Annotated in this window: 10 protein-coding genes; 5 read left to right on the top strand and 5 right to left on the bottom strand. The window is 71.8% G+C overall.

What is annotated here, in order from left to right; genetic code table 11:
* Window positions 1-5 precede the first annotated feature (5 nt).
* Together AB0F38_RS23410 and AB0F38_RS23405 are read left to right on the top strand one after the other, a co-directional pair.
* Window positions 6-2,870, top strand: coding sequence for a BTAD domain-containing putative transcriptional regulator (locus AB0F38_RS23410; protein ID WP_361896629.1), 2,865 nt, complete (start codon window positions 6-8; stop codon window positions 2,868-2,870).
* Between the two features lie 176 nt (window positions 2,871-3,046).
* The gene (locus AB0F38_RS23405) at window positions 3,047-3,739 is read left to right on the top strand and encodes a DUF4232 domain-containing protein (protein ID WP_361896627.1); all 693 of its coding nucleotides are present in this window, start codon (window positions 3,047-3,049) and stop codon (window positions 3,737-3,739) included.
* A gap of 4 nt (window positions 3,740-3,743) precedes the next feature.
* Here the strand turns inward: AB0F38_RS23405 and AB0F38_RS23400 are convergent, their stop codons facing one another.
* Window positions 3,744-5,555 (bottom strand): NHL domain-containing thioredoxin family protein, encoded by a 1,812-nt coding sequence (locus AB0F38_RS23400; RefSeq protein WP_361896625.1) that lies wholly within the window; start codon window positions 5,553-5,555, stop codon window positions 3,744-3,746.
* Window positions 5,556-5,619: 64 nt separating this feature from the next.
* On the opposite strand from AB0F38_RS23400, the gene AB0F38_RS23395 reads away from it, so the two are divergent.
* Window positions 5,620-6,123, top strand: a complete 504-nt coding sequence (locus AB0F38_RS23395; protein ID WP_361896622.1) for an LURP-one-related family protein — start codon at window positions 5,620-5,622, stop codon at window positions 6,121-6,123.
* A gap of 33 nt (window positions 6,124-6,156) precedes the next feature.
* Here the strand turns inward: AB0F38_RS23395 and AB0F38_RS23390 are convergent, their stop codons facing one another.
* On the bottom strand, window positions 6,157-6,948 hold the full coding sequence (locus AB0F38_RS23390) for a carbon-nitrogen family hydrolase (protein ID WP_361896619.1): 792 nt from the start codon (window positions 6,946-6,948) through the stop codon (window positions 6,157-6,159).
* 198 nt (window positions 6,949-7,146) lie between these two features.
* Here AB0F38_RS23390 and AB0F38_RS23385 point away from each other — a divergent pair, with 198 nt between their 5' ends.
* Entirely contained in the window at window positions 7,147-7,971 is an 825-nt protein-coding gene (locus tag AB0F38_RS23385; protein WP_361896616.1) for a maleylpyruvate isomerase family mycothiol-dependent enzyme, read from the top strand.
* A 60-nt stretch (window positions 7,972-8,031) separates the two neighbouring features.
* On the opposite strand, the gene AB0F38_RS23380 is transcribed toward AB0F38_RS23385, so the two are convergent.
* Both AB0F38_RS23380 and AB0F38_RS23375 read right to left on the bottom strand, forming a co-directional pair.
* Window positions 8,032-9,339: an MFS transporter gene (locus AB0F38_RS23380; protein WP_361896613.1), complete on the bottom strand. Its 1,308-nt coding sequence runs from the start codon at window positions 9,337-9,339 to the stop codon at window positions 8,032-8,034.
* The gene (locus AB0F38_RS23375) at window positions 9,336-10,019 is read right to left on the bottom strand and encodes a GntR family transcriptional regulator (RefSeq protein WP_361896610.1); all 684 of its coding nucleotides are present in this window, start codon (window positions 10,017-10,019) and stop codon (window positions 9,336-9,338) included. The genes AB0F38_RS23380 and AB0F38_RS23375 overlap by 4 nt, the downstream gene beginning before the upstream one ends.
* 240 nt (window positions 10,020-10,259) lie before the next feature.
* Here AB0F38_RS23375 and AB0F38_RS23370 point away from each other — a divergent pair, with 240 nt between their 5' ends.
* Window positions 10,260-11,159, top strand: a complete 900-nt coding sequence (locus tag AB0F38_RS23370) for a D-alanyl-D-alanine carboxypeptidase (RefSeq protein ID WP_361896607.1) — start codon at window positions 10,260-10,262, stop codon at window positions 11,157-11,159.
* 83 nt (window positions 11,160-11,242) lie between these two features.
* On the opposite strand, the gene AB0F38_RS23365 is transcribed toward AB0F38_RS23370, so the two are convergent.
* Complete coding sequence (locus AB0F38_RS23365) at window positions 11,243-12,643, bottom strand: dihydrolipoamide acetyltransferase family protein (protein WP_361896604.1); 1,401 nt, start codon at window positions 12,641-12,643, stop codon at window positions 11,243-11,245.
* Window position 12,644 lies beyond the last annotated feature (1 nt).

The following is a 12,644-nucleotide window of genomic DNA, read 5'->3' as shown; positions in this document are numbered from 1 at the left end:
CCCACGTGGAGTTCCGGCTGCTCGGTACGGTCTCCGTGGAGACACTCACCGGACCGCTGCCACTCGGGCCCGCCAAGCGGCGCAGCCTGCTGGCCGCGCTGCTGCTGTCCGCCAACACACCTGTCCCGGTCTCCCGGCTGACGGACTCCCTGTGGGACGACATGCCCCCGCTCCACGCCCGCAGCGTCATCCAGGGGCACGTCTCACGGCTGCGCGCCCTCCTGGTGGGCGCGGACGCGGCGGCGTACGGGGTGGAGCTGGTCACCCTCGGCGACGCGTACGTGCTCCGGGTACCGGAGACCCTGCTGGACTCCCAGCGGTTCGAGGAACTGCTGATGCTGGCCCGGCAGCAACGCAGCCCCGCCGACTCCGTGCTGATGCTCACGGAGGCGCTGTCGCTCTGGCAGGGGCCGGCGCTCAGCGGCGCGTTCATCGGGCCACCGCTCCAGGCTGCCGCCCACACGCTGGAGGAGTCACGCCTGGCGACGGTCGAGCAACTGGCGCGGGCCTGGACGGCGATGGGGGAGCATCACCGCGCCGCGTCCGTGCTGCGGGCGGAGGCGGCCGCGCATCCGATGCGGGAGTCGCTGGCGGCGGCCCTGATAAGGGCGCTGTACCGGGCGGGACGTCAGTCCGAGGCACTGGACTGGTTCCACCGCACGAGGCGGCTGCTCGCCGACGAGCTGGGCATCGACCCCGGACGCGAACTCGCCGACGCGTACGCGCTGATCCTCCGGGGCCATTGCCTACCGGACGCGGGCCGGGACGGGACGGACGCGGCACCGCCGGCAGGCGGCCCGGGGACGGCGCCGCACGATCCCGTACGGCCGGGCTCCGCGGGCGGGGACCGGACGCTACCCGCGGCCCGCCGGAGCGAGGACGCCTCGCCCCCTGTGGCCGGCAGCCCCGGCGCCCCGCCCCGCGACCGCCCCCTGGCGCCCCCGGCGGACGGACGGCTCTACGCCGATCTGCTGCCCCGCGCCCCCCGCGGCTTCCACGGCCGGGCGGCCGAACTGGCCGCGCTCACCCGGGCGGCAGCGGGCGAGGCGCCCGTCTGCCTGGTCACCGGACCGGCCGGTGTGGGCAAGACGGCGCTGGCCCTGCAGTGGGCGCACCACAGCGCCGCCTTCCCGGACGGACGGCTCTTCGCCGATCTGCGCGGGTTCAGCGAGACCGGTGAGGCCGCGCTGATCGACGTACTGCGCGAATTCCTGCTGGCGCTCGGCGTCGCACCGCGCCGCGTCCCCGAGTCCGTCCCCGCCGCAGCCGCGCTCTTCCGGTCCCTGACCGACCGGCGCCGGCTGCTCGTGGTCCTCGACAACGCGCGTGACTCCGCCACCGTCCGGCCACTGCTTCCGGGCGGCACCGACTGCGTCACCCTGGTCACCAGCCGGCACCGGCTGGAAGGGCTCATCGCCTCGGACGCCGCCCGGCCCGTCCCCCTCGACACGCTCGAACCCCACGACGGCACCGCACTGCTCGCCGGGGTGCTCGGCGAGGAACGCGTCCTCGCCGAGCCGGTGGCCGCCCACCGGCTCGCCGAGCTCTGCGGAGGCCTGCCGCTCGCCCTGCGCGTGACAGCGGCCCGGCTGGCCGGGCGTCCGCACCGGACGCTCGCCGGACTGGCCGCCGAACTGGCCGACGAGCGCAGCCGGCTGACCTATCTCGACGTGGACGACATCGGTGTCTCCGCCGCGCTGCGGCTGACCGTGCAGCAGTTGCCGCCGGAGGCCGTCCACCAGCTGGGCAGGCTGGGCCACCATCCCGGCAGCCACTTCGACCCGTACACGTGTGCCGCGCTCGCGGGAACGGACCCGGTGTCCGCCGCGACGGCGCTGGAACGGCTCGGCGCCGCCCACCTCGTGACCGAGACGGCACCCGGGCGCTGGGTGCTGCACGACCTGGTGCGCCTCTACGCCCGCGGGCTCGACCCCGCGTCGGCGTCCGAGGCCCTGGTCAAGGTCCTCGACCACTACATCGCCACGGCCCTCGCCGCCGCCGACACCGCCGAGCCCGGCGGTGAGCCGTGTTTCGTCCTTCCGGACGACTACCACCACCCTGCCGCCGTAAGGGACTTCACCGACCGGACGGTGGCGATGCGCTGGCTGGCCGCCGAACGCGACGACCTGGCCCTGGCCGCCGTCGCGGCCCGGACCGCCGGGCTCCACGACCGGGCCTGGCGGATCATCCTGCTCCAGTGGCCGCAGGTCGTGTGGCGGGTCCGGGACAGCTGGGCCCCGCTGCTCGAACTGGCGCTGGACTCCGCCCGTGCGCAGAAGGACCCGTACGCGGAGTCGAGGGTGCTCAACCTGCTGGGGTGGGTGCTGACGGAAGAGGGCAGGACGGCCGAGGCGGTGACCCTCCTGGAGCGTTCGCCCGGCCTCGCCAGGGACGCCGGGGACCGGCTGGGCGAGGCGACGGCACTGATCAACCTCGCTGTCGTCCAGGCCGGGCAGGGAGACCTCGAAACGGCACTGGAGGGCTGCTCCCGCGCCGTCCGGCTGGCCCGGGAGGAGCAGGACCGGCACACCGAGATGCTCGCCCTGCAGCACCTCGCCCGGATGCGGCTCACCGCGGGCCTGCCCGAGGACGCCCTCGAAGCCGCCCGGACCGCGCTCGACCTGGGTCCCGAACACGAGGAGGCGGCACGCCGGAGCCTGCTGCTGGCCATCAGCGGCGAGGCCCGTCTGGCGCTCGGCGAGCAGGACGAGGGGGTCCTGCTGCTGGACCGGGCAGCGGCGGAAGCGGAACACGCGGGTTACGACGAGGGCGCGGCACAGGCCCTGGCGGCGCTGCTGCGCGCGACCGGGCGGCCCGAATACCGGAGGCGGTACGAAGAGGCGCTCCAGCGGCTCACCGACGAGGGCTGACGCACCCGGGGACGGCGCCGACGGGACGTCAGCAGGACGTCAGCGGAAAAGCAGCGGAACGTGAGCGGCAGGGTCCAGACTCATGGACGTCAGCAGATCGGAGGCGCTTCGTCCGGACCAGGCGAGCGCCTCGCTCCGCGCCACCACGTCTCACTGCCACTCACGGGGGAATCTCCATGCGTACGTTCCGCAGCCGCACCACCGTCCTCGCCGCCACCACCGCAGCGGTGCTCGCCCTCGCCCTCACCGCCTGCGGCGACAACGGCACCGGCACGAAGTCCGCCGGCGCCGCGACAGACGGATCCGCGCCGGCCTCCTCCTCGGCGACGCCCGCGCAGAACGCCGGCGCCGCGAAGGACAGCGGCACCGCACAGGCCGGCACGTCGGACAAGGCGGGCGGCACCCGGACCGCCGCCGGCACCAAGGGCACCAGCGGCTCCTCCTCGTCCGCTCCCCTCTGCACCACCAAGGACCTGAAGATCGGCGCCGAGCTCCAGGACGGCCCGCCCTACACGCACATCGTCCTGACGGCGAAGAACTCCTCGGGCCACAGCTGCCGGATGGAGGGCTTCCCGGAGATCCGCTTCCTGGAGAACGCCCGGGGGACCGTGCCGGCCGTGGCCAAGAGCAAGCCCGCCGCCCCCGTCGTGCTCGAGGCCGGTGCGCCCGCGTACGCGCTGGTGAAGCTGTCGGACGGCGGGATGGACGAGGACGTGGAGACGGTGAAGGACTTCTCCGTCACGCTCCAGGGCAACGGCGGCATGGCAATCGTGAAGGCACCCGGCGCCGAGGGCATCTCCGTCGACCCGGCGGTGTGGGCGACCGGCTACTGGACGTACGAGCTGCGCAACGGCGCCGACGACTTCTGATCCGTCAGCCCCGCTCGTCCAGCCCGGCCAGCACCAGCGGCAGCCTGGAGACCCCGTCGGCGGTGACGCGGACGGGAACGCCCCAGTCCTGCTGGTGCACATGGCAGGCCGGGTACTCGTTCGCCGGGTCGTCGTCGCAGGACGCGGCCATCGCGGACACGTGCAGGACGCCCTCGGTGACACCGTCCGCCAGGCGGAGGTCGCGGCCCAGGTCCGTACCCGGCCCCGCCCCTCCGGCCAGCAGTTCCGGCGGGGTGGAGGAGACCAGCAGCCGGGTCGAGGGCCCGTACCGGGTGTCCAGCTTCTGCCCGGCGGGGGCCTGGAAGACCACGTCGAGGCGGAGCGTGCCGGCGGCTACCTCGGTGGCGGCCCGCTGCGTGCGGTGGGCCCGGCCGGCGACCCGGACGGCTTCCTCGGGGAGCCGCAGCCGGGTCAGCCGGTGCCGTGCGGACTCGACGACGACCAGGTCGCCGTCGACGAGCACGGCGTCACTCGGCTCGCGCAGGTCCGTGGCCAGCGTGGTGACCTCGCCGCTCCCGGGGTCGTAGCGCCGCAGAGCGTGGTTGTACGTGTCGCTGACGGCCACGGAGCCGTCCGGCAGGGCCGTGACGCCCAGCGGGTGCTGGAAGAGCGCCTGCTCCGCGGGACCGTCGCGGTGGCCGAAGTCGAAGAGACCGGTGCCGACGGCGGTGTGGACGGTGCCCTCCAGGTCCACGTACCGCAGCGCGGAGGTCTCCGGGTCGGCGACCCACAGCCGGTCGCCGGCCGCCGCCAGGCCGGACGGCTGCGCGAACCACGCCTCGGCGCCCGGTCCGTCGACCAGCCCCTCGTTGGTCGTGCCCGCGGCGACCCGCACGGTGCCCGTGCCGGGGTCGTACGTCCACAGCTGGTGCACGCCGGCCATGGCGATCCACAGCCGGTCGCCGAACCAGGCGATGTCCCAGGGCGAGGAGAGGTCCACCTCCGTGGCTGGACCGCTGGTGGCGGAACCCTGCCACCACTGGCGTCCGGTACCGGCGAGCGTGGCCGTCAGGCCCGTGGTGAGGTCGAGGGCCCTGATCGCGTGGTTGACCGTGTCCGCGACGGCGATCCGGCCGTCGGGCAGGACCGCGAGGCCCTGTGGCTCGCTGAACTCGGCCTCGGCGGGGCCACCGTCCGTGAACCCGCGCGTACCGGTACCGAAGTGCCTGCGCACGGACTCGCCGTCCGCGTCCAGCTCGACCAGCCGATGCCGGGTCGTGTCGGAGACCAGGAAGCCGCCGTCCTCGAGGGCGAGCGCCTTGCCGGGGAACCGCAGATGCGTGGCGACCGGCTCCGGCGCCACGTAGGGGCCGTCACCGCGGCGCAGCGTGCCTTTCGCGGCGTGCTCGTCCTCCAGCTCCTGGACGAGCTTCTCGATGGCGTGCGCGTGCCCCTCACCCGCGTGCTGGGCGACCACGTAGCCCTCCGGGTCGACGACGACGAGCGTCGGCCAGGCGCGCACGGCGTACTGCTTCCAGGTGGCGAGCTCGGGGTCGTCCAGGACGGGGTGGTGCACGGCGTAACGCTCGACCGCGTCGACGACCGCCTGGTGCTCCGCCTCGTGCACGAACTTCGGCGAGTGGACGCCGATGATCACCACGGTGTCGCGGTGCTTCTCCTCCAGCTCGCGCAGCTCATCGAGGACATGCAGACAGTTCACGCAGCAGAAGGTCCAGAAATCCAGGATCACAATGCGTCCTCGCAGATCAGCGAGGGTGTACTGCTGGTTGCCGGTGTTGAGCCAGCCGCCCTTGCCGATCAGTTCGGGGGCGCGGACGCGTGCACGTGCTGTCATGCCAACAGTCAACATCACCAGAGCCTGCGCACATTCCGGCGGAGCCTCGGGGAACCTGTGAGGCATGAGACTTCTCGTACGTGAGCGCCTGTTCGCCGTCGGCGACGACTACTGGATCGAGGACGCGGACGGACGCAAGATCTTCCTCGTCGACGGCAAGGCACTGCGGCTCCGCGATACGTTCGAGCTGAAGGGCACCGACGGCCGGGTGCTGGTGGGAATCCGCCGGAAGCTGATCAGTCTGCGCGACACGATGGTCGTCCAGCGCGACGGCGAGGAGCTCGCCACGGTCAGGCGGAAGCGGCTCTCGCTGCTGCGCAACCACTACCGGGTGACCCTGGTGGACGGCACCGGGCTCGACGTCAGCGGCAAGATCCTGGACCGTGAGTTCGCCGTGGACTACGACGGCGAACTGCTCGCGCAGGTCTCCCGGCGGTGGCTCACCGTCCGCGACACGTACGGCATCGACATCGTGCGGGAGGACGCCGACGTACCGCTGCTCGTCGCGGTGGCGGTGTGCGTGATCGCCCTCGCCGACAAGGAGAAGGAGGAGGAGGAGGAGGACTGAGCCGGGCCGGCCCCTGTTTCACGTGAAACAGGTTCAGCGTGGCGGGGCGAGGCCCAGGCGGCGGTCCTTGAGGGCGGGAAACTGCTCCCGCGTGGTGGCGGTCCTCGCCGGGTCGAACTCCACCGTGAGCACCTCTTCGCCCGCGCCTGCCTCCGCCAGCACCTCGCCCCACGGATCGACGGCGATGCTGCGCCCGGCCTGCTCCACCCCGCCGTGCGTGCCCGCGGTGCCGACGGCCAGGACGTACGCCTGGTTCTCGACGGCGCGGGCCCGCGCCAGCAGTGTCCAGTGCGAGCGGCGGCGCTCCGGCCAGCCGGCCGCGACGACCAGCGTCTCGGCCCCCGCGTCGACAAGACCTCGGAACATCTCGGGGAAGCGCAGGTCGTAGCAGGTGGCGAGGCCCAGAGTCGTCCGCGGCAGCGCGACGGTGACGAGCTCCTCGCCGGCGCCCATCATCACCGCCTCGCCCTTGTCGAAGCCGAAGCGGTGGATCTTGCGGTACGCGGCGGCCCGCTCACCCTCGGGTGTGAAGACGAGCGAGGTGTTGTAGAGGGTGCCGTCCTCGGTGCGCTCCACGAAGGACCCCGCGTGCAGCCAGACCCCGGCCTCGGCCGCGGCCTTCGCCATCACGTCGTGCGTGGGCCCCCGCAGCGGTTCGGCCTCGTCGGCGAACGCGGTGTAGGCGAAGGCACCGACCGGCCAGAGCTCGGGAAGGACCACCAGGTCCGCACCCCGCTGCGCCACGACCAGTGAAGCCGCGCGCTCCCTACGGGAATTGGCAGATTCGTCCGGATTTACTGCGATCTGGATGAGGGAGGCGTGCACACTACCACCGTCCTGGCATGAGAGACGTCAACACGGGCCTACGATCGTCACACGAAAGCACTGCCGGGGTGCCTGCTCGCAGCGTAACTTAGCGAGCGAACCTCCCACGCAGCCGCCGACAGCGCCGTCAGTGCCGGCCAGCCCGCCAGTACTCCCTGCTCTCCAGCCCATGCACCGCAGAACCGCACGAGGGGTCCCGTGACCGTCCATCCCAGCCTCCAGACCTATGCCGATGCCTGGACCCACTCCGTCGAGTCGATAGCCGAGCTGGTCAAGCCGCTCGCCGAGGGGGAGTGGAACCGCCGCACGCCCTGCCCGGGCTGGTCGGTGCGCGACATCGTGTCGCACGTCATCGGCATGGAGTGCGAACAGCTCGGCGATCCGCGCCCGATCCACACGCTGCCGCGCGACCTGTACCACGTGCAGAACGACTACCAGCGCTACATGGAGATGCAGGTCGACGTACGGCGCCACCACACGGCGCCGGAGATGACCTCGGAGCTGGAGTACACGCTCATCCGGCGCATGCGCCAGCTGCGCAACGAGTCGCGCGCCCCCGAGACCATGGTCCGGGCGCCGCTGGGCGCCGAGCAGACACTGGAACTGGCACTGCACATGCGGGCCTTCGACGTCTGGGTGCACGAGCAGGACCTGCGCACGACGCTGGGCCTGCCGGGCAACCTCGACTCCCCCGGCGCCCTGGTCGCCCGGGACACACTGCTGGCCGGGCTGCCGAAGGTGGTCGCCAAGGACGCGGGCGCGCCGCCGAATTCGGCGGTGGTCCTCGATGTGCACGGCCCCCTGGAGTTCCTGCGCACGATCCGGGTGGACGGAGAAGGGCGCGGTTCGGTCGACGGTGCGCCCTCGCTCGGCCCCGCGGTGACGCTGGCGATGGACTGGGAGACGTACTACCGCCTGGCCTGCGGCCGGGTGCGGCCGCACGCGGTGGAGGACCGGATCAAGGTCGAGGGCGACCAGGACCTGGCGGCGACGATCCTGCGGCACTTCGCCGTGACGCCGTAGCGAGGTGATCGGCGGCGCCCGTCCGTACGCGGACCGGGGCGGGCGCGCCGCCGGACACGGTCAGGCGGGAACGTGCAACGCCTCCACCCGGCTGACGACGTGATGGTCGCGTTCCCGGTGTGTGGCACTGGCGTGCAACCGCAGGATCTGCACGACCCCGAGCGCCTCCAGGACGAAGACCGAGGCGAACGCGATGCGGTAGTCGTCACCGGTCGCGTCCAGCAGGACACCGACCGCGAACAGTGTGGTCATCGAGGCGACGAAACCGCCCATGTTGACGATCCCCGACGCCGTCCCCTGGCGCTCCGGCGGGTTGGCGGGCCGTGCGAAGTCGAAGCCGATCATCGACGCGGGCCCGCAGGAGCCGAGCACCACGCACAGGGTGACCAGCAGCCACATCGGGGCGTGCTCGCCGGGGTGGAGAATCGTGGCCGCCCAGAGCAGTGCGGTCACCGCGACCGTACCGAGGGCCAGCGGCGCGCGTGCCGCGTGATGCCGGGCGATGACCTGCCCGTAGACGAGCCCGACCACCATGTTGGAGAGCACCACCAGGGTGAGCAGTTCACCGGCGGTGCCCCTGCTCAGCCCCTGGGCCTCCACCAGGAAGGGCATGCCCCACAGCAGCAGGAACACCATGGCGGGGAACTGCGTGGTGAAGTGCACCCACATGCCGATCCGGGTGCCCGGCTCGCGCCACGCGGCGGCGATCTGCTTGCGCACGTACGCGGAGCCCGCGTGCTCGGACGGCGGTGGCTCGTGCCCCTCCGGGTGGTCCTTCAGGAAGAACAGCAGCGGTACCAGCACCGCCACTCCCGCCAGCGCACTGCCCGCGAAGGTCGTGGTCCAGCCGAATCCGTGCAGCGCGCGGGCGATGAAGAGGGTCGAGACGAGGTTGCCCGCCATGCCGAAGAGCGCGGCGACCTGCCCGATCAGCGGCCCGCGCCGGGCCGGGAACCAGCGGGCGCCGAGCCTCAGCACGCTGATGAACGTCATCGCGTCGCCGCAGCCGAGCAGGGCACGGGAGGCGAGCGCCATGCCGTACGAGGGGGAGAGGGCAAAGCCCAGCTGGCCCACGGTGAACAGCACCGCCCCGATGGTGAGGACCTTCTTGGTCCCGAGCCGGTCGACCATCAGACCGACGGGAATCTGCATGCCGGCGTAGACGAGCAACTGCAGGATGGAGAAGGTCGACAGGGCCGAGGCGTTGACGCCGAACCGGTCCGCGGCGTCCAGGCCGGCGACGCCCAGGCTCGTACGGAAGATGATGGCGACGAAGTAGACGGCGACCCCGATGCCCCAGATCCAGGCGGCGCGCCTGCCGCCGGGCGGGTCTCCGGGCAGGGCGAGGGTGGGGGCGGCGGACGTCACCGGTCCTCACCCCTGACCAGGACCTTGACCCGGCCGACGTGGCGCCGTACGACCTGTGCGGCGCCTTCGGGGTCGCCCGCCCTGATGGCGTCCAGCAGCTCACCGTGCTCGGTGATGTTGGCGGCGATCCTGCCGGGGTGCGCCTCCATCACGGCGACGCCCATCCGCAGCTGGCGGTCGCGGAGCTGGTCGTAGAGGCGGGAGAGGATCTCGTTGCCCGCGTTCTTCACGATCTCGGCGTGGAAACAGCGGTCCTTGACGGCGACGGCGGCCAGGTCACCGGCCTGCGCCAGCTGCCGCTGTTCCTCCAGGAGCTGCTCGAGCCGGGCGATCAGCCGCGCCGGGGCGGGGACGGCCTTGCGCGCGGCGAACTCCTCGACGAGCAGCCGGGTCTCCACGACGTCGGCGATCTCCTGCGCGGAGACGGCGAGGACCAGGGCGCCCTTCTTCGGGTACAGCCTGATCAGCCCTTCGGCCTCCAGCCGCAGCAGCGCCTCCCGCACCGGCGTCCTGGACACGCCGACGGCTTCCGCCAGGTCGCCCTCGGTGAGGAGCGTGCCGCCCTCGTACCGGCGGTCGAGGACCGCCTCCTTGATGTGGGTGTAGACGCGTTCGGCGGCGGGGGGCTGCTTGACGGAGGTCTTGGCGGGCTCGACGGGAACAGGGGGTGCGGCAGGCATGCGCACAGCATAGATACAACATGCACGCATCACGGGACGGTTCCACGATGCGGGACACCGAGCGCCCCGAGCACCGCGGTCCGCGCGCAGCCCCGCGGCCGGACACCGGCTTCCCCCGCCCGTAGCCCTCGCTCCCGAAATCACCCGTGCGGCAGCACATCCATTCGCCCGCCTCATGAGTCTCACCACCGAGCGGCACCTTCATGTGGCCGCAATTCAGGGGTATTTGGAGCGTTTGACTTGAAAATCGGTCTTAAGGGCATAAACCGCGCGACCGTTGCCGCCACCGTGGCCCTCACCGCGGGTGCCGTCCTCGCGGGCAGCGCGTTCGCCTCGACAGCGCAGGCAGCGACACTGCCGACGCCCACGATCACCGCCAAGGGCGGTTTCGTGATGAACAACGGCACCGGGAAGGCGCTCTACAGCAAAGCCGCGGACATCCGTCGCTCCACCGGCTCCACCACCAAGATAATGACGGCCAAGGTGGTGCTGGCCCAGACGAATCTGAATCTGGACTCCAAGGTCACGATCCAGAAGGCGTACAGCGACTACATCGTCGCCAACACCGCCTCGTCGGCGCGGCTGATCGTCGGCGACAAGGTCACGGTCCGTCAGCTCCTGTACGGGCTCATGCTGCCGTCCGGGTGCGACGCGGCGTACGCCCTGGCAGACAAGTTCGGCTCCGGCACCACCCGCGCGGCCCGGGTGAAGTCCTTCATCGGCAAGATGAACGCCAGCGCGAAGAGCCTCGGTCTGCAGAACACCCACTTCGACTCGTTCGACGGCATCAGCAGCGGCTCGAACTACTCCACGCCGCGTGACCTGACGAAGATCGCCAGCAGTGCGATGAAGAGCTCCACGTTCCGCGCGATCGTGAAGACGAAGTCGACGAAGCAGAAGGTCACGACGAAGAGCGGCGGCTACCGCTACATGTCGTGGACCAACACCAACGCCCTGCTCGGCAGCTACAGCGGGGCGATCGGTGTGAAGACCGGTTCCGGCCCGATGGCCAAGTACTGCCTGGTCTTCGCCGCAACCCGCAACGGCAAGACGGTCATCGGCACGGTCCTCACCTCGACCTCCTCGACGACCCGTACCACGGACGCGAAGAAGCTCATGGACTACGGCTTCAAGAAGTAGCCCCGGGCACACGCACGACCGGGTACGCGAGGAGGGGCCTGCCGCAGGATGCGGCAGGCCCCTCCCTCGTGTGCGGCAGGCCGCTAGGCCCAGGTGATCAGCCGCTTCGGCTGTTCCAGGATCGCGGCGACGTCCGCGAGCACCTTGGAGCCGAGCTCGCCGTCGACCAGCCGGTGGTCGAACGACAGGGCGAGCGTGGTCACCTGGCGGGGCTTCACCTTGCCCTTGTGGACCCACGGCTGGAGCTTGATCGCCCCGACCGCGAGGATCGCGGACTCGCCCGAGTTGAGGATCGGCGTACCCGTGTCGACGCCGAAGACACCCACGTTCGTGATGGTCACCGTGCCGCCCGCCATGGCCGCGGGGGACGTCCTGCCCTCGCGCGCCGTGGAGACCAGCTCGCCCAGGGCCGCGGCCAGCTGGGGAAGCGTCTTGTCGTGCGCGTCCTTGATGTTCGGCACGATCAGACCGCGCGGGGTGGCCGCGGCGATACCCAGGTTGACGTAGTGCTTCCGCACGATCTCCTGGGCGGCCTCGTCCCAGGCGGCGTTGATCTCCGGGTTGCGCCTGATCGCGACGAGGAGCGCCTTGGCGATGATCAGGAGCGGGTTGATCCGGACTCCCGCCATGTCCTTGTCTTCCTTGAGCTCCGCCACCAGCTTCATCGTGCGCGTCACGTCGACGGTCACGAACTCGGTGACGTGCGGCGCCGTGAAGGCACTGCCGACCATGGCCTGCGCCATGGCCCTGCGTACGCCCTTGATCGGGATGCGCGTCTCCCGGAGGCCCGCGGCGGCCTCCACGGGCACGGCCGGAGCCTGGACGGCGGCGGGTGCGGGCGGCGCGGGGACCTCGGCGGCAACGGGAGCGGCCGCCGCGTGGACGTCCTCGCGGGTGATGATGCCGCCCTCGCCGGTCGGGGTGACCGTGGCGAGGTCGATACCCAGGTCCTTCGCGAGCTTGCGTACCGGCGGCTTGGCGAGCGGCCGGCTCTCCGGCACCACCGCGCCGTGGCCGTTGATCTCGGCCTGGATCGCGGCGGCGGCCGGACCCGGGACCTCGACGCCCTTGCGGGCGCGGCGCTTGGTGGAGCTCTCGGCCACGCCGTAGCCGACCAGCACCGGCTGCCGGCCCTTCGGTGCCTCCGGCTCCGCCGGCGCCACGGGCTGCCGCACGACTGCCGGGGCGGACTCCGCGGCCGGGGCGTCACCGCTGCCGGGCGCCACGTCCACCGCGATGATCACCTCGCCGACGTCGACGGTCGTCCCCTCGGGGAAGCGCAGCTCGTGCACCACCCCGTCGAACGGGATCGGCAGCTCCACCGCGGCCTTGGCCGTCTCGACCTCGCACACGACCTGGCCGTCGGTGACGGTGTCGCCGGGCTGGACGAACCACTTGAGGATCTCGGCCTCGGTCAGTCCTTCACCCACGTCGGGCATCTTGAACTCACGGAAGCGAGCAGACGTTTCGGTCATCGTCGTCACG

The sequence above is a fragment of the Streptomyces sp. NPDC025273 genome (assembly GCF_040638585.1).
Lineage (GTDB): Bacteria > Actinomycetota > Actinomycetes > Streptomycetales > Streptomycetaceae > Streptomyces > Streptomyces cinereorectus.
Note: the sequence above shows the minus strand (reverse complement) of the source record. Positions and strands in the feature narration are given on the sequence as shown.

What these genes read in the sequence shown, in the direction of transcription:
- AB0F38_RS23405 (WP_361896627.1), top strand. Translation starts at nt 3,047, where the DNA reads ATGCGTACGTTCCGCAGCCGCACCACCGTCCTCGCCGCCACCACCGCA.
- AB0F38_RS23400 (WP_361896625.1), bottom strand. Translation starts at nt 5,555, where the DNA reads ATGACAGCACGTGCACGCGTCCGCGCCCCCGAACTGATCGGCAAGGGC.
- AB0F38_RS23395 (WP_361896622.1), top strand. Translation starts at nt 5,620, where the DNA reads ATGAGACTTCTCGTACGTGAGCGCCTGTTCGCCGTCGGCGACGACTAC.
- AB0F38_RS23375 (WP_361896610.1), bottom strand. Translation starts at nt 10,019, where the DNA reads ATGCCTGCCGCACCCCCTGTTCCCGTCGAGCCCGCCAAGACCTCCGTC.